The sequence below is a fragment of the Wocania arenilitoris genome (assembly GCF_021728535.1).
Lineage (GTDB): Bacteria > Bacteroidota > Bacteroidia > Flavobacteriales > Flavobacteriaceae > Wocania_A > Wocania_A arenilitoris.
Genome location: NZ_JAKKDU010000001.1, coordinates 48,568 through 65,323, shown reverse-complemented (window position 1 = coordinate 65,323; position 16,756 = coordinate 48,568). Strand labels below are relative to the sequence as shown.

General features: G+C 31.9%; 18 protein-coding genes and 1 pseudogene. 1 reads left to right on the top strand and 18 read right to left on the bottom strand.

What is annotated here, in order from left to right; translation table 11 throughout:
- Positions 1-26: 26 nt before the first annotated feature.
- The 18 genes and pseudogenes from L3X37_RS00310 to L3X37_RS15205 all read right to left on the bottom strand — a co-directional run bounded on the left by L3X37_RS00310 (position 27) and on the right by L3X37_RS15205 (position 15,557).
- Entirely contained in the window at positions 27-1,046 is a 1,020-nt protein-coding gene (locus L3X37_RS00310) for a sugar phosphate nucleotidyltransferase (protein ID WP_237238147.1), read from the bottom strand.
- A 422-nt stretch (positions 1,047-1,468) separates the two neighbouring features.
- Positions 1,469-1,903: a dUTP diphosphatase gene (gene dut / locus L3X37_RS00300; RefSeq protein ID WP_237238145.1), complete on the bottom strand. Its 435-nt coding sequence runs from the start codon at positions 1,901-1,903 to the stop codon at positions 1,469-1,471.
- A gap of 2 nt (positions 1,904-1,905) precedes the next feature.
- Complete coding sequence (locus L3X37_RS00295) at positions 1,906-3,366, bottom strand: lipopolysaccharide biosynthesis protein (RefSeq protein ID WP_237238143.1); 1,461 nt, start codon at positions 3,364-3,366, stop codon at positions 1,906-1,908.
- A 155-nt stretch (positions 3,367-3,521) separates the two neighbouring features.
- The gene (locus tag L3X37_RS00290) at positions 3,522-3,992 is read right to left on the bottom strand and encodes a hypothetical protein (RefSeq protein ID WP_237238141.1); all 471 of its coding nucleotides are present in this window, start codon (positions 3,990-3,992) and stop codon (positions 3,522-3,524) included.
- 121 nt (positions 3,993-4,113) lie between these two features.
- On the bottom strand, positions 4,114-4,974 hold the full coding sequence (gene atpG, locus L3X37_RS00285; RefSeq protein ID WP_237238139.1) for an ATP synthase F1 subunit gamma: 861 nt from the start codon (positions 4,972-4,974) through the stop codon (positions 4,114-4,116).
- 29 nt (positions 4,975-5,003) lie between these two features.
- Positions 5,004-5,339: pseudogene (locus L3X37_RS00280) on the bottom strand (four helix bundle protein).
- A 67-nt stretch (positions 5,340-5,406) separates the two neighbouring features.
- Positions 5,407-6,984, bottom strand: coding sequence for a F0F1 ATP synthase subunit alpha (atpA, locus tag L3X37_RS00275; protein WP_237238137.1), 1,578 nt, complete (start codon positions 6,982-6,984; stop codon positions 5,407-5,409).
- A 6-nt stretch (positions 6,985-6,990) separates the two neighbouring features.
- Entirely contained in the window at positions 6,991-7,527 is a 537-nt protein-coding gene (gene atpH / locus L3X37_RS00270; protein ID WP_237238136.1) for an ATP synthase F1 subunit delta, read from the bottom strand.
- Positions 7,528-7,533: 6 nt separating this feature from the next.
- The gene (locus tag L3X37_RS00265; protein WP_237238135.1) at positions 7,534-8,034 is read right to left on the bottom strand and encodes a F0F1 ATP synthase subunit B; all 501 of its coding nucleotides are present in this window, start codon (positions 8,032-8,034) and stop codon (positions 7,534-7,536) included.
- A gap of 81 nt (positions 8,035-8,115) precedes the next feature.
- Positions 8,116-8,310, bottom strand: coding sequence for an ATP synthase F0 subunit C (atpE, locus tag L3X37_RS00260; RefSeq protein WP_223032293.1), 195 nt, complete (start codon positions 8,308-8,310; stop codon positions 8,116-8,118).
- A gap of 46 nt (positions 8,311-8,356) precedes the next feature.
- The gene (gene atpB / locus L3X37_RS00255) at positions 8,357-9,439 is read right to left on the bottom strand and encodes a F0F1 ATP synthase subunit A (RefSeq protein WP_237238134.1); all 1,083 of its coding nucleotides are present in this window, start codon (positions 9,437-9,439) and stop codon (positions 8,357-8,359) included.
- Positions 9,440-9,555: 116 nt separating this feature from the next.
- The gene (locus L3X37_RS00250; protein ID WP_237238133.1) at positions 9,556-9,942 is read right to left on the bottom strand and encodes a hypothetical protein; all 387 of its coding nucleotides are present in this window, start codon (positions 9,940-9,942) and stop codon (positions 9,556-9,558) included.
- Positions 9,942-10,115 (bottom strand): AtpZ/AtpI family protein, encoded by a 174-nt coding sequence (locus L3X37_RS00245; protein WP_237238132.1) that lies wholly within the window; start codon positions 10,113-10,115, stop codon positions 9,942-9,944. The genes L3X37_RS00250 and L3X37_RS00245 overlap by 1 nt, the downstream gene beginning before the upstream one ends.
- Positions 10,116-10,131: 16 nt before the next feature.
- Positions 10,132-10,551, bottom strand: a complete 420-nt coding sequence (locus L3X37_RS00240) for a bactofilin family protein (RefSeq protein ID WP_237238131.1) — start codon at positions 10,549-10,551, stop codon at positions 10,132-10,134.
- A 14-nt stretch (positions 10,552-10,565) separates the two neighbouring features.
- Entirely contained in the window at positions 10,566-13,127 is a 2,562-nt protein-coding gene (gene porW, locus L3X37_RS00235) for a type IX secretion system periplasmic lipoprotein PorW/SprE (protein WP_237238130.1), read from the bottom strand.
- A gap of 240 nt (positions 13,128-13,367) precedes the next feature.
- Positions 13,368-14,072, bottom strand: a complete 705-nt coding sequence (locus L3X37_RS00230; RefSeq protein ID WP_237238392.1) for an ABC transporter ATP-binding protein — start codon at positions 14,070-14,072, stop codon at positions 13,368-13,370.
- 8 nt (positions 14,073-14,080) lie between these two features.
- A complete protein-coding gene (locus L3X37_RS00225) occupies positions 14,081-15,298 on the bottom strand; it encodes a DUF5687 family protein (protein ID WP_262910761.1) in 1,218 nt (405 codons plus the stop codon).
- A 25-nt stretch (positions 15,299-15,323) separates the two neighbouring features.
- The gene (locus L3X37_RS15205) at positions 15,324-15,557 is read right to left on the bottom strand and encodes a DUF5687 family protein (RefSeq protein ID WP_262910760.1); all 234 of its coding nucleotides are present in this window, start codon (positions 15,555-15,557) and stop codon (positions 15,324-15,326) included.
- 122 nt (positions 15,558-15,679) lie between these two features.
- On the opposite strand from L3X37_RS15205, the gene L3X37_RS00220 reads away from it, so the two are divergent.
- Positions 15,680-16,738, top strand: coding sequence for a ferredoxin--NADP reductase (locus L3X37_RS00220; protein ID WP_237238128.1), 1,059 nt, complete (start codon positions 15,680-15,682; stop codon positions 16,736-16,738).
- Positions 16,739-16,756: the final 18 nt, after the last annotated feature.

Below are 16,756 nucleotides of genomic sequence, written 5' to 3'. Positions count from 1 at the left end.
CTTAGCATGACATTATATTTCAAAAGTTATTCCAAAACCGAATAATCTCCAATGCTAATGCTGGTAAAATTACCATCGTATTTTACATGATTGCCAACCATAGCATTGTCTAAATTAGCATTTTTAACGGTTGTTTGTGTTTGAATTAAGCTGTTTTTAACGGTTGAGTTTTCAATAGCACTACCATTTCCAATGGAAACAAATGGACCAACAGTACTGTTTTTAAGCATAACATTATCGCCAATAAAACAGGGCTCGATTATAGTTGAATTTTCTAATTTAACTGAAGATGATACCAATTGTTCATCACCATCGTCTTTTAAAAACCCTAACATACGCTGATTGGTTTCAATCGTTATTGTTTTGTTTCCACAATCCATCCATTCATCAACTGTACCTGTTTTAAATATTTTACCTTCAGCCATCATACGCTTTATCCCATCGTTAATTTGATATTCGCCACCATTCATAACGTTTTCGTCAAGAATTTCTTGTAATTTTCCTTTTAAAACAGCCACATCTTTAAAATAATAAATACCTATAACCGCTTGATTGCTTACAAAGGTTTCGGGTTTTTCAACTAGCTCAATAATTTCTTCATTTTCATTAAGCTTAACAACACCATAAGCTTCTGGGTTATTTACTTTTTTTGTCCAAATTACCGCATCAGCATCTGGGTCTAAATCAAACTCAGCTCTAATTAAAGTATCGGCATAAGCTATAACCGCAGGTCCTGAAAGTGATGGTTTTGCACACATTATAGCATGGCCTGTTCCTAATGGTAAATCTTGTCGGTAAATTGAAGCTTTTGCACCTAAGCTTTTTGCTAAATCTTCTAAACTTAATACAACCTCATCGCCAAACCATGCTGGATCGCCTAAAACAAAAGCGATTTCTTCAATAGGTTGTTTTAAAACTTTAGCAATATCTTTTACCAAACGATGAACAATTGGCTGTCCTGCAACAGGAATTAATGGTTTTGGTACGGTTAAACTATGTGGGCGTAATCGAGAACCTCGACCTGCCATTGGGACTATTATTTTCATGTGTTTATATTTATTGTCATTCAACGGTCACATGTAACATCCTAAATAATCATTTGGTTGTGTGATTAAATATTAATCATGGATGTTTCATACAATTGCCTGCGAAAGCAGGTATCTTTTAATGTTAAATTTTATTTTCTTAATTTATTATAATTTATATTCCAGTTAATACTCAAATCTGACCAACTGGGATTTATCTCTTCAATTAATTCTGTTTTCCAATCTCTCTTCCATTTTCAAATTCTTCAAAATAAATCAATTTATCGCAATTATACTTTGCTGTAAATGACTTAGGGCAAACTTTTAATTTATGTTCTTTTACTCTTTCCAACATATAAAACACCGTTTGGTTTATTTGTTATTACATAGACGTGCCAACATTTCATTCTTATCGACTAAGAGATTCCTGCCTTCGCAGGAATTTATTTTACACCTGTGCTTCCAAACCCACCAGAACCTCTTTCTGTACTAGAAAGTTCTTCTACAGCAATCCATTCTGCGCGTTCGTGTTTTGCAATTACTAATTGTGCAATACGCTCGCCGTTGTTAACAATAAAATCTTCGTTTGATAAATTAGCTAGAATCACTCCTATTTCGCCTCTATAATCGGCATCAATTGTTCCTGGAGCATTTAAAACGGTAAGGCCTTTTTTTGCTGCTAATCCACTACGTGGGCGTACTTGTGCTTCGTAACCTATTGGCAATTCTATAAATAAGCCTGTGCCCACGATACTGCGTTCTAACGGCTTTAAAACTCTTGATTCTGATATGTTTGCACGTAAATCCATTCCTGCCGATGCTATGGTTTCATAATGTGGTAAATCGTGAGTGGATTTATTTATTATTTTAATTTGCATTTTTAACGCTTTAATAATTGTTTAATTTGATTTTTTTCTGAGATATATACGATTGTCAAAAATACAATTAACAACGCTATTCCAATACTATAATTTTCTCTAAATTGATAAAATGACAAACTTGATAGACTAATGGAAAGCACTAAATATAATCCGATTTTCTTAAGATTGTAAGGAATTGGATAATATTTTCTTCCAAAATAAAACGACGCGAACATCATACATGCATAAGCGGTTAATGTAGCAATTGCAGACCCTTTATAGCTCATGACTGGAATAAGCCAAAAGTTTAAGACTAGCGTTAAAATGGCTCCAAAAACAGATATGTAAGCTCCAAATTTTGTTCTATCGGTTATTTTATACCACACCGATAAGTTATGATAAATACCCAAACAAAAATTTGCCAGTAAAATAATTGGCACAATCCACATGGCTTGCCAATAAGCCTCATCGCCAATAAAAATAACTTTTAAAACATCTGCAAAAACAACTACAATTAATAAAATTACCGAACCAAAAATCACAAAGTACTCTAAAATTTTAGCATAATTTTTCTGTGGATTTTCTGTTTTAGCATGACTAAAAAAGAAGGGTTCTATCCCTAAACGGTAAGCTGTTGCGAAAAGCGTCATAAATAACGCTAGTTTGTAGCAAGCTGAATACATTCCTATTTCTGTTTTAGCTATGTTTTCTGGTAACAGTTTGTCCAATAAAATCCTATCAAACGTCTCGTTTACAGAAAATGCCACACCTGCAATTAAAACAGGAAAAGCGTAACGCATCATTTGTTTCCAAAGTGTAGAATTGAAAGTGTACTTTATCTTAAAATAAAATGGAAGCATTAATAACAGCGTTACCCCACTTGCCACTAAATTGGCAATAAATATATAGTTGATTTCGTAATTAGGTTTGTAAATAGATTCAAACAAAGAAGATTCTGAAGCTAAATCTTTTAGCCATAATAATAAAAACAGATTTAAGCCTAGGTTTATAACTACATTTAAAGTTTTGATAACTGCATACTTTATTGGTTTTGCATTGGCACGTAACCAAGCAAATGGAATGATTACCAAGGCATCCAATAGTAAAATCCAGATAACTAAATGAATATATTCTGCTTTAATATCAATGGCATTTGCAATCTGGTTTTGAAAAGCGATTGCGATAATAAAGAAAAGTACTGAGGTTATTATTAATGAAATAGAAGACGTGCCAATAACCTTTGATTTATCCCCTTCTTTATTAAAAAACCTAAAGAATGCCGTTTCCATACCATAGGCTAAAACCACATTGAATAAAACGAAATATGAAAATATTAAGGAAACATCACCATAATCTGCAACCGATTTTAGTACACTTTCATCGGTATGTAAACGCACCAATAAAAAACTTAACATTCTTGGAAGCACAGTAGCTAAACCGTAAATAAATGTTTGTTTAAAAAGTGATTTGAGTCCGCTCAACGATTGGTTATTTATAGGCTAAAAATACGTTTTTAGCTAACGCTAACCAAACCGTTTAAAACGGATTTAACATGGCTCTATTTTTCTAAAAAAATAAATAGACGCTATAATAAAAGGCTATTGATTTTTAGGTGAAGATCTTGGGTATTATAATTCTACTTTTTAGTTAACCCTTCAATTTTAAAATATTTAATTTTAATCCCTTGTTTATAGCTAATAACGCACGCATTGGCTTTCAATTTAAACGGTATTTTTTTGGGGAATTCTGGCACTTTATTGCCATATTCAGCAAAAGGTTCATTACTCATAATAATATCTTCTTTTTCGTTTGAATCGTCTTGAAAACGACCTACGTAAAGAGTTTTATTAGTCATTTCTAGTTTAGATTGTTCACCTCTAAAATAAATACTGTCTAATATGATATTATTAGGGTTTAAAATTATTGGAATAAATAAGTTAACACCCGAGCCTCCTCCTTTTTCTCCAGTAACCCAATCCTGATAATATACGTCTCCTATTTCAAAAGGTATTTCGCTTTGAAGCTTTTTAGTGCTTGAACAATGTAAAAAACTAGACATAATTACTAATAATAAAAGGATAAAAGATATGTTTTTTAAAGGTTTCATTTAGATAAAATTTAAAATATTATAAAAATACTATTTACAAAATGGATGCCACAAAAAAACCTCACTATTGTGAGGCTTATATGTTATGTGATACTGAAACAGGTTCAGTAAAACAAAGATATTAATTGTTCAATGCTTCTGCTCCACCTACAATTTCTAATATTTCATTAGTAATTGCGGCTTGACGTGCTTTGTTATACGTTAACTTAAGCTGGTCTCTTAATTCTGTAGCGTTATCTGTTGCTTTATGCATTGCTGTCATACGTGCACCATGTTCACTTGCAAAAGAATCTCTTATCCCTTTAAACAATTGTGTTTTTAATGACTTAGGAATTAACTGTTCTACGATTTCAATTTTTGATGGCTCAAAAATATAATCGGCATTATTAATGGCTTCGCCTTCAACAGGCACGATTGGTAGAAATTGTTCAGTCATAACAATTTGAGTCGCTGCGTTTTTGAACTTGTTGTACACAATTTCAATTTTATCAAACTCACCTGCAACAAATTTCTCCATTAGCATTTCTGCAATTTCTGCAACATTATCAAAAGTTAAATCATCGAAGACTTCACTTTTATTAGCGATTACAATATTTTGCTTTGAAAACGCATCATTTGCCTTTTTTCCTATCGCAACAACAGAAACTTTTTTATCAGCATACACATTATTTATTAAGTTTTGTGTTTGCTTAATAATGTTAGAATTAAAAGCGCCACATAAACCTCTGTTAGAGGTAATAGTAACAATTAATACATTGTTAACTTCGCGTTGTGTAGAATATTTACTTCCAGAATCTGCATCTAAAGTCGCACTTAGGCTTTGTAAAAGCTCGGTTAACTTATCTGCATAAGGACGCATTGCGGTAATAGCATCTTGAGCTTTCTTTAACTTTGCGGCAGACACCATTTTCATGGCACTGGTAATCTGCATCGTTGATGATACTGATGATATTCTGTTACGTATTTCTTTTAAGTTTGCCATTTTTCAAGTTATGAGTTATGAATGCTGAGTTATGAGTTCTTGATTATCGCAACCAATATCCTTATTAACTCCTCACATTTATTCATCATGTCTTTTGGTATTTCTCTTCCAGTCGCTTCTAAAATTTCTAACCAATATTTGGTTTCATCAGCTTCTTTAAGTGCTATACCAAACTTATTTTTAAAATCCTTTGTGCTAACTCCTCTTTAAGCTTCTCTAGTATTGGCTCCAATACTTGTTCCGCTTTTTATTAATTGAGATGCTAATTCAAAATCTTTATTTTCTTTTAATTTGTCAGTAAAATGAACAATATCACAAGCAAATTGAAAACTCTTTACTCTAATAGGACTGTTATTTAATGACATCGTACTTATAAAAAAGTATTCTGTTATGAGTGAATTACTCTGAACTCATAACTTATCACTCTGAACTTTAGTTATATTTTCCTGATAAATCTTTTGCTACAGCTGTTAATGTATCTATAACCTCATCAGTTAACTTACCTGCTTTTAATGTATCTAAAATATTTCTGTGTTTAGCATTTAAGAATTCTATGAAATCTCTTTCAAATTCTTTTATTTTTTCAACAGGAACGTCTCTTAATAAGTTTTTAGATCCCGCATAAATAATGGCTATTTGATCTTCAACTGTAAACGGATCGTTTTGTGCTTGCTTTAAGATTTCAACGTTACGTTTTCCTTTTTCAATTACATTTAAAGTAACGGCATCTAAATCAGATCCAAACTTAGCAAATGCTTCTAATTCACGGAATTGCGCTTGATCTAATTTTAAAGTACCTGCCACCTTTTTCATAGATTTAATCTGTGCGTTACCACCAACACGAGATACCGAAATACCTACGTTAATTGCTGGACGAACACCAGAGTTAAATAAATCTCCGTCTAAGAAAATTTGTCCATCTGTAATAGAAATTACGTTAGTTGGAATATATGCAGAAACATCACCTGCTTGTGTTTCAATAATTGGTAAAGCTGTTAAAGAACCTCCACCTTTTACCATAGGCTTCAAGCTATCTGGTAAATCGTTCATGTTCTTAGCAATATCATCATCATTAATAACTTTTGCAGAACGCTCTAATAATCTAGAGTGTAAGTAAAATACATCGCCTGGGTACGCCTCACGTCCTGGTGGACGACGTAATAATAAAGACACCTCACGGTAAGCTACTGCTTGTTTAGATAAATCATCGTAAATGATTAATGCTGGACGACCAGTATCTCTAAAATACTCACCAATTGCAGCACCTGCCATTGGAGCGTATACCTGCATTGGTGCAGGGTCTGATGCATTTGCTGCTACAATAGTTGTATAAGCTAATGCGCCTCTTTCTTCTAATACTTTAGCAATGTTTGCTACGGTAGATGCTTTTTGACCTACTGCAACATATATACAATATACAGGCTCGCCTGCATCGTAAAATTCTTTTTGATTTAAAATCGTATCGATACAAACGGTAGTTTTTCCTGTTTGTCTATCACCAATTACTAACTCACGTTGCCCACGCCCTACAGGAATCATGGCGTCTATAGACTTAATACCTGTTTGTAATGGCTCAGTAACTGGTTCACGATAAATTACTCCAGGAGCTTTACGCTCTAATGGCATTTGGTAAGTTTCTCCAGTAATTGGTCCTTTACCATCTATAGGGTTTCCTAATGTATCAACAACACGTCCAACAATACCTTCTCCTACATTTATAGATGCGATACGACCTGTACGCTTTACTGTAGAACCTTCAGCTACTGCTTTAGAGTGTCCTAATAATACAATACCTACGTTATCCTCTTCAAGGTTAAGTACAATACCTTCAAGACCACCATCAAATTCTACTAACTCCCCGTATTGTGCATTAGACAATCCGTAAGCACGTACAATACCATCACCTACTGTTAATACTGTTCCTACCTCATCTAATGAAGCCGATGCTTCAAAACCCGAAAGTTGTTGTTTTAAGATTGCTGAAATTTCAGCTGGTTTTACTTCTGCCATTTTATTTTAATTTAAAGTAAATTCTCTTTTTAACTTATTTAATTTGTTTGCTATACTAGCATTGTATTGTTTGTCTCCAACACGTAAGATGAAACCGCCTAAAATACTTTCATCGACAATGTTTTCTAATTCTACTGCTTTACTTGTAAGTTCTTTTATTTTTGCAAGCACTTTTAATTCTAAATCATCAGTCATCGGAATAGCCGTTGTTACTTGTGCTATTTGTTTTCCGTTTAATACATCAAATAACTGATTGTACTTAGTTGCAACATCTCCTAAAATGTCAATTCTTTTGTTAGACATTAATAGGTTGAACAACTCAGAACTTATTGTGTTTATTTTTGGGAAAATTTGAGTTAAGGCTGCTTTTTTCTCATCCGACTTAACAATTGCGCTTTTAAGCACCTGACTTAATTCTTCATTTTCATCTATAGTAGTAGCAATTAGCTTCATGTCTTTGCTTACAGCTTCTGCTGCTTTTTGCTGACTTGCTAAACTTAGTACTGCTTTTGCATAACGTATTGCTGCTCTAGTTCCTGCCATCTAACCCTAGTTTAAAGTTGCTTCACCTAACATAGATTCAACCAATTTTACTTGTTTGTCTTTATTAGATAATTCTTCACGAACCACTTTTTCTGCAATATCAATTGATAAGTTAGCCACTTGCGACTTTAACTCTGAAATTGCTGCTTTCTTTTCTGTTTCTATAGATTCTTGCGCTTGAGCAATTAACTTATTAGCAGTTTCTTTAGCTTCATCTTTAGCGTCTTCGATCATTTTATTTTTGATTTCACGAGCCTCTTTAAGCATAGCTTCGCGTTCTGCTCTTGCTTCCTTAATTAACTTTTGGTTATCTGCTTGAAGGTTTTCCATTTCTAATTTTGCTTTTTCAGCAGAATCTAATGCGTTTTTAATACCTTCTTCTCTATCATTAACTGAATCTAAAATTGGTTTCCAAGCGAACTTTCTTAATAAAAGAATTAGTGCAATAAACAATACTGCTTGCCAAACAAATAATCCTAATGAAAAGTCTTCAAATAATTTTTCCATAATACTATAATTCTAAAACAATTTCTGTTTAACTAAAAAGAACAGCTATAACCAACCGTTATAGCTGTTTCTTTGTTTGTTTTAGTTTACAGCAAATAATGCTGCAAAACCAATACCTTCAATTAAGGCTGCTGCAATAAGCATAGCCGTTTGAATTTTTCCTGTAGCTTCTGGTTGACGCGCAATTGCTTCCATTGCAGAACCACCGATCTTACCGATCCCGATACCTGCCCCAATTACTACTAAACCTGCTCCTACGATAGCTGGAATTTCCATAAAATATATAATTATTAATTAAACATTCAATTTTAAAATCACTTCTTTAGTGATGATCATGCTCTTCAACAGCCATACCAAAATATAGCGCCGAAAGCACAGTAAATATATACGCTTGTAATGCTGCTACTAACAATTCTAAAATAGCTAAAACAAACGCTAACATAAATGATAAACCGCTTCCTAACCAATTTTGGAATAAGAATACCATTCCTATAATACTCATTAATACTACGTGACCTGCTGTAATGTTAGCATACAAACGAATCATTAATGCAAATGGTTTAATGATAGTTCCTAACAATTCAATTGGCGCTAATATTATTTTCATAGGAACCGGTACACCTGGCATCCAGAAAATATGTTTCCAGTAATTTTTATTACCTGAAAATGTTGTGATTATATACGTTATTAATGCCAAACATAATGTAACAGCTATATTATTGGTTACATTCATGCCTATTGGTGTTAAGCCAAATAAGTTAACAATCCAAACAAAGAAAAATACGGTTAATAAATAACTCATATATCTCTTATAATACTTTTCTCCAATATTAGGTTTTGCAATTTCATCTCTAACATAAAGAACAATAGGCTCTAAAAAACGACCCATCCCTTTTGGCATACCATTATTTTTCTTGTATGATTTTGCCATACGACTAAACATAAAGAACATAATAGCAAAAACCATCATAATCATAGTGACGTTCTTAGTAATTGAAAAGTCTAGTGGTTTTTCGTTTGTAGCATGATGCTCTGCATCGTAGTTAATAGTTCCTTCTGCATCAGTCTTATAAATTTTACCATGATAATTTTTATAGTAATTACCATCAACTTCTGCAACAGTTTCTCCATGATGAAATTTAGATGAAGAGAATACTTTTAAACCTCCATCCCAAAGAATTACAGGTAAAGAAAACCCAAAGTGTTTTTCTTCACCAGAATCGGTAGTCCAAGAAAATAGATTAAAATCGTATGAATCCTTCAGGTGATGTTGGATGTATGCTTTTACTTCAGACTTTTTATCACTACCAGAATCTGCATGTCCGTGCTCTTCTTGACTGTAAGTAACAAAAGTTACTATAAATAGTAATAATGTAATTGGCTTTAAAGATATTTTTCTTCGCATATCACTTTAAATAATAGTGGCTTAAAAATCGGTGCAAAGGTATGTTTTTATCTCAAAAACCAAAACTATTTTTGGTTTTATTTTATATGAATTATTTTATGTGAATTATAATAAATTTAGTCTAATTTATTTAGCCATTTACTCAAGCTAAAAGTCTCTAAAATTAAGCCAACTACATATGGCACAAAAAAAGCTGCAAATTCAAGTTTTGTAATTACATCATCCTGCTTGTAAAAAGGATAAAAAACAATAAAAAAAACAGCAAATTTTAAGAAACTTCCAATTAAAAACAGAAATCCTAGTTGTGCTTTATATTTTTCTTTTAATAAGTAAAGTAATCCAAAAACTATAATTACTAAAACTAGATTAATGCAATAAGAAAGCACTATTCTGTTTTCAAATACTGATAAATTGGATATATTTAAAATTAAAATATGAACGCAGAAAACAACGCATAAAAGAATAATTGCTTTAATTGAAAAACGAAAAAAGGGGTTTCTCATTAATATTTAATTCGATTGATTTGCTTTAAAACAGCATAAAGAGATATAGCAACTCCTAAAAGTGTCATTATAATTAGATACAACTTTTCGCCGTCATTATAATTTGTATCTAACCATTTACCCAACAAAACAAATAGGTAAATAGTAACACCCATTTGCATGCCTATTCCCATAAGAACAACAGCGTTTTTAAGCTGTTTTTTCGGTTTCTGATTGTCTTTGTTGCCCACCTTTATTCATTTCTTTTACGGTACCTTTCATAACACAGGCTACATTAAAAGTTGCACCAGGTTCTACAGCTAGCTTTCCAACTACTACTTCGCCTTCAATATGTGCCGCCGTTTTTAATGTAAGCGTACCAGATAGTGATAGTTTTCCTGAAAACTTACCTTCAAAATAAGCATCGGTGCCCTGTAAAGTTCCTTTAATAAAACCAGCTTTTCCTACTACTACTTTTCCTGTGGTTTTAATGTTTCCTTCTATAATCCCATCAATTCTAAAATCGCCTTCGCTATTAAAGTCACCTACTATTTTAGTGCCTTTAGATATAATGTTTTGACTCGATGTTCCTTCTGTCTTTTGTTTGTCTTTTTTATTATCAGAGAACATAATGTTATTAATTTTTATTTATTACTTAGACTTAAATACGTATCTAGATTTTTATGAATCTGAACGATTTGATAATTTGCAGATGATATTGCAAAATAAGGTTTTGTTATTTTTTGTTTATCTTCTTTAGTTAATAATTGATCGAAAGTTTTAGCAACTTGAGCATTTTTTAAACCATGTATTATAACGAATGTTGTATTTGGGTTATAAACATCGACCGATGTTTTTAAATTGTAATATTTAATGTTTTTTAAAACAGAATCTAATGTTTTTTGAAACATTTCTATGTTCTCTAACTCGGTATTTTCAAATTTGTATATCACTTTAAAATTTGTTGAAACATCTTCGGTTTCTTCAATAAAATCTGTAGCCGATATTTTTGGTAAAAGCTCCTCTTCAATTTTTTGGGCTTGTTTACCTTCCTCTGTATTTGCAAAGGTTATGGCCACATAATTTATAGCTTTTTTATAAGCTTCGTAACCAAACAATCTACCTGTGGCGGTAGCTTTTAAAAGTTCGAATTTAGAAACAATGGGGTCGCCATCAAATACATTAATATAGTTTTCGCATTTAGAGATTACCTCTGCGTATTGTTGATTTTCGTGTTGCGTATATATGGCTTCGTAAATATTTTCAGGGCTATTTTCATCTTTTAGATTTGCTAAATCTGGATTGTTTAAAATTGTAGCATAACGCGAATCTGGATAGTTGGTAACAATCTCGTTTTTAGCAATTAAAGCTTCATCGTTTTCTCCCAGTAATTGATAAATCTTATATAAATTATATTTTGAAAGTAATATGAGGCGTTCTTCAGGATTACTACTTAATAAATTTTGAAACTTGTTTTTTGATAAGTTGTATTCTTTAAATTTCTCTTTATAAATGAGTCCTAATTGATAGTACGCAAAATTGCGTTCTTTTGAAATACTATCAATTGCCTTTTCTTCGGTTGGGATTTTTGAGATATAAAATTGAGGGTCTAAACGCTCTTCGTCTGATGCTGTATCTACAATATTTATATCTGATGCATTATTTCCTGCACTAGATGTTGTTTTGTTAGCCCATCGCCAGTTATCTTCTAAAGTTCTATTACCCCAAATTTTAATAAATTCGTTTTTACCATACGCCACTGTAGTTGGGTTGTAAAAATAAAACAGTGCCGCTTGGTTTGGAGCAGCATTATTTTGTGATTGATTACCAATTTTATTGTCTATAGTTGCTAATCCTGCTGCATTACGTTCTGCTGCTTCTGCTTTAGCTTTTTCTTCTTCATCCTTAATTTTTAGGGCTTCAACAAAAGACTCAAAATATTCCAGCCTTTCTGTTTCAGAAAAATTTACTAATTGCAAAATACTATCATTTACACGGGCTATATTTTCATAATAAATAACATCTTCTAAATTATCTCTTTTCCTTTTAATAACACGATATGGCTTAGAGTTTAATACCAAACTTGCCATGGTGCTATCGTAATAATTACCTGCGACTTCATACATCGATTTATCGAAATTCATGTCGCCCAAAGTCTCATAATTTTTTGCTACTAGCAATTTGTCTTGAGAGTTGGTTCGCAGCGATTTATTGTAGTAAGTTACTGCTAAAGAATCTGATTGATTCTTTAAATAGTGTTCCCCAATTTGATGATAAATTTTATCTAAATATGGTCTGTTTTCTCTGTTTTCTTCAAGTTCTGTAAGATGTTCTAAAAGCGCATATTTATCTCCAGTTTCATAATCGAAATTTTTAATTTTTTCAATATGAGCACTAATCATGTAAATTCGAGGTGTTTTTCTGTTGAGTTCAATAACTTTATCGAAAGCAATATTCGCGCTGTCTTTGTAGCCTAATGTATTGTAAAGTTGCCCTTGTATAAATCGGTAACGCCCCCGCTCGTCGTTATTTTTTGTGGCGTTTGCAGCAATTTCTAATTGTGTAATGGCACTATCTACAGATTTAGTGTTTAAATAGGCTTGAGCTAAAATAGATGTGGCGTCTGCTAAATCCTGATCTTCTAACTCTTCCTCATCCAATAAACGTTTTAGTTTTTTTATGGCAATTTCGTTGTTTTCTAAACGGATATTTGCTTTCTCGCGCCAAATTTTTACTTGATTTATTTTATCGCTAGTAGGGTATTTATTAAGAATATTATTAAATGCAGCTAGAGCTGGAACGAATCGCTGATCGAAATAACGTGCTTTACCTAAAAGCAAATATGCCTCGTCTATTTGTGGGTTTTTTTCTCTGCCTTCAATATTTATACTATGCTTTTGAATGGCTTTTACCGCTTTTTCCTCGGCTCTATTAAAGTTTTCGTTTTTAGATTGCCCAGGCAACACAATGTCTTCTTGTATTTGCATGCGCTCGATGGGAAGAATTTCCCAATAATCATCATTGTAGCTTTCGTTTAAGCTGTTTCTTCCTTGTTCTAAGGCTAAGTAGCCATTATAAAGCGCATTGAATTCGGCAGTAACGGCATGATAATTTCGACTAACAAAATTGTCTTTTTTTCTAGAACAACCTGTTACCATAACAATATAAAAAACTATAAGTAGTATGGCTTTAATTGGTACTTTCATTTACTTAAAAATTTTTATTTTTAAATGGAATAAAATAAAAATTTCCTACGCAAATCAACCGCTTCGCTTTCTCACAAAAAATTATATTTTTTATGAAGTCAAACAAAAAAATAAATTTATTTGTGCTCATTTCAATGCTGGTTTTTTTAGTCTAATAAATAACTGAAAAGTACAGCTATTATTATATACAACCGTAAAAATAAGCATCTTTTTGGATTTAACTGTAAAATCAATTGGCTTTTAAACTACCTGCGTTTCAGAAAAATGTGCTTCAAGTTCTTTTAAAGTGGCTTCACTTGTCGCTAAATCTTTAACTATTTCACCTTTTTCAAGTACTACAATACGCTCACAAACATCGGTTACATGCATTAAATCGTGACTGGAAATTAAAACAGTTACGCCTTGTTTTTCGGCTAAATTTTTAACAATGCCTTTCAGTCGAATTTGAGTCGTTGGATCTAGATTTGCAAAGGGTTCATCTAAAATAATAACTTCAGGATTGCCAATTAGTGCTGCAACAATACCTGCTTTTTTCTGGTTTCCTTTACTTAAATCGCGCAAATATTTTTTTTGGTCTAGAATTTCCCCATGAAAAAAATCTTCAAACTGACTGACTAATTTATCAACATCAGCTTTGTTTTGTCCGCGTAATTCGCCAATAAAATAGAAGTATTCTTCGGCTGTTAAATAGCCTATTAAAAAGCTTTCGTCTATAAAAGCAGAGGTAAATGGTTTCCAATCTTCGCTTTCACTTACTTTTATGTTATTGCTTTTAATATAGCCTGTTGTTGGTTGTATTAAATCAAGCAATAAGCTAAAGTAAGTTGTTTTTCCTGCGCCGTTATTACCTACTAAACCAAAACTTTGTCCTTTAGGAATATCTAAGTTTTCAATATTTAAAACTGTATTATTGTTATATTTTTTTGAAAGGTTTGATGTTATAATATATTCTTTTAGTTATTTTGATCGAAGGCACTAATCATTTTATGTTTTGATTCTATGTATTTTTGTGTAATTGTATTCATTAATTTTTGATGAAAAACAATGCCAATTACTCCCATTATTGCTAAGATTAAACAGGCAATTTCGAATCCTATTAAAAAATAAAATAACGCAAATAAACCCATGGGTAGTAATAAAAGTGGAATACCAATTAACCATTGTACTGCGCCCGTACCTTGGTAATTAAAGGCTGCTTTTTGGCTTAAATCTATTTTTTTTCGGTTAAAAGCCCCTCCATATAAAATTACATGTGTGTTAACGCCTATATTATAAATAGTAGCGGCAAAATGTGCTAGTAAAATTTTCCACCCAAAATACACGTACGGGATTCCTAATACAAATAAAATAACTACACTTACTGCCATTAAAGTAAACTTAGATTTTAAATATTGCTCGTACTTAATATTTTGACTCATAAGGAGTTTGTAATAACCACTATCCCAAGCTGGTATAAACTGCCCGAAATTGATTAAGAAGATTCCTGTTGAAAACACACCAATAAACATAAAAAACCAAGGCATGTTTTGATACGTTGGTTGCGGATAAAAAAACAAACCATATAACAAACCAATTAAGACTAAAAAAGCTGACGATTTAGTACGTTTGTTTCTCCAAATTAGTTTTAAATCTAATTGCAGAAAAGGGGCTATATCGCCAAAGTTTTTAGTCCATTCAAGATTTGAAGCGTTTACCTCTTTTACCTTTGTTTTTAACCCGTTATCTAAGAACAGTTTTTGTCTTAAAATTTTAAAATTATATACATACAACCCAATTAAGGTTAAAATTGGAATGATTACTAAAATTGGGTTTTTAGTAATTGCCGTTACCCCATTTGAAAGCAACTTAGCTATATTTAAAATATTAAAATGATTTAATGCAAAAAGAGAACCTACAAAAACAATAATTGGCAAAAAGGAAAGCTCTGTTTTAGCAGATAAGCTTTCAATAATAAAATTTAAAAAATTGTTGATTAATGTAATGAGTACAATAACAAACATCCAAACCAAAACTGTTGATGCTTTATAATCGTTTGCAATTAATTTAATTCCAAAAGGAATAATGGCGAATAGTGGTAAAAAATTTATGAATGATAGAGCTGATTTTCTTAAAACAAAATTAACTACAGATTTGCGTTTTATTGGGAGTGTTAGTAGTGGCTTAACACTCATTACTGGTAGTTTTTGAAAAAAGAACCTAATAAGTAAAGCCTATTATCCAAAAAAATAAAAGCCCATTAAAAGCAACTAATGCATCTAAATCTGGATAAATCTCTTTTAAAATTTTATCCATAAAAAACCCCATGATAAGAAACATAACCATAAAATATAGAGCCATAAAGCCCATAAATATTTTAATAGCAATGCTTTTGCCTAAGCTAGCCGATCTAAAAAACGCCTTCCATTCTAAATTTATAAAATGCTTAATCATAGTTTTGGTTAGTTTTATTTTTAAATTTAGTTCAATCAGTTAGTAAACGTTTTACTGCAATTGTTACAAATAAAGTTAAAATTTAAAAACCAACTTCACTATTTTTGCTAAAAATCTTATATATGTCATCATTTCATAAACTCAGTATAAAAGCAATAAAAAGAGAAACTAATAAAGCCATAAGTATTAGTTTTAATATCCCTGAAAACTTAAAAAACACTTTTATATTTAAAGCAGGACAATATATTACTTTAAAAACCGAAATTGATGGAAATGAGGTGCGTCGAGATTACTCGCTTTGTTCTTCGCCTAAAAGTGGCGAAGTAAAAGTAGCCGTAAAAGAGGTTGAAGATGGTACATTTTCATCGTATGCCAACAATACGTTACAAGCTGGTGATACTTTAGAAGTCGCTCCACCAAAAGGGCGCTTTGTTTTTGAGCCTAATGATTCTAAAACTAAAAACATTGCCGCATTTGCTGCTGGCAGTGGCATTACACCTGTTTTAAGTATTATAAAATGTGCTTTAGAAGAAGAGGTATATAGTAAAGTAATTTTAGTTTTTGGTAACAAAACAACTAAAGACACCATGTTTTTAAATGAGCTTTTAGAGCTTCAACATGCTTATAAAGATCGATTTTCTATTCAATTTGTGTTTAGTCAAGCTGATGAAGATGATGCTATTTTTGGTAGAATTGAAAAAAGCACGGTTAATTATATTATGAAAAATAAGCACAAACATATTGATGTTGATGCCTTTTACCTTTGCGGACCCGAAGCCATGATTCATACCGTTAAAGATGTTTTAACCGAACATGATATTGATGAAACTCGCATTCACTTTGAGCTTTTTAAAGCTGCAAAACCTGCTGAAATAGATGAAGATGTTACTACAACAAGTGGCAAAACAAAAATAACTGTTGTTGTAGATGATGAAACAACCACCTTTGAAATGTCTGCTAAACAAACCGTACTTGAGGCTGCTTTAGATGAAGATTTAGATGCACCCTATTCTTGTCAAGGTGGTATTTGTAGTAGTTGTATTGCACGCATTACAGAAGGCGAAGCGACGATGAGACAAAATAATATTTTAACAGAAAATGAAGTTGCTGAAGGTTTAATTTTAACCTGTCAAGCACATCCAACATCGTCAACTTTAACTGTTGATTATAATGATGTTTAAACTGTCATTCCTGAGAAA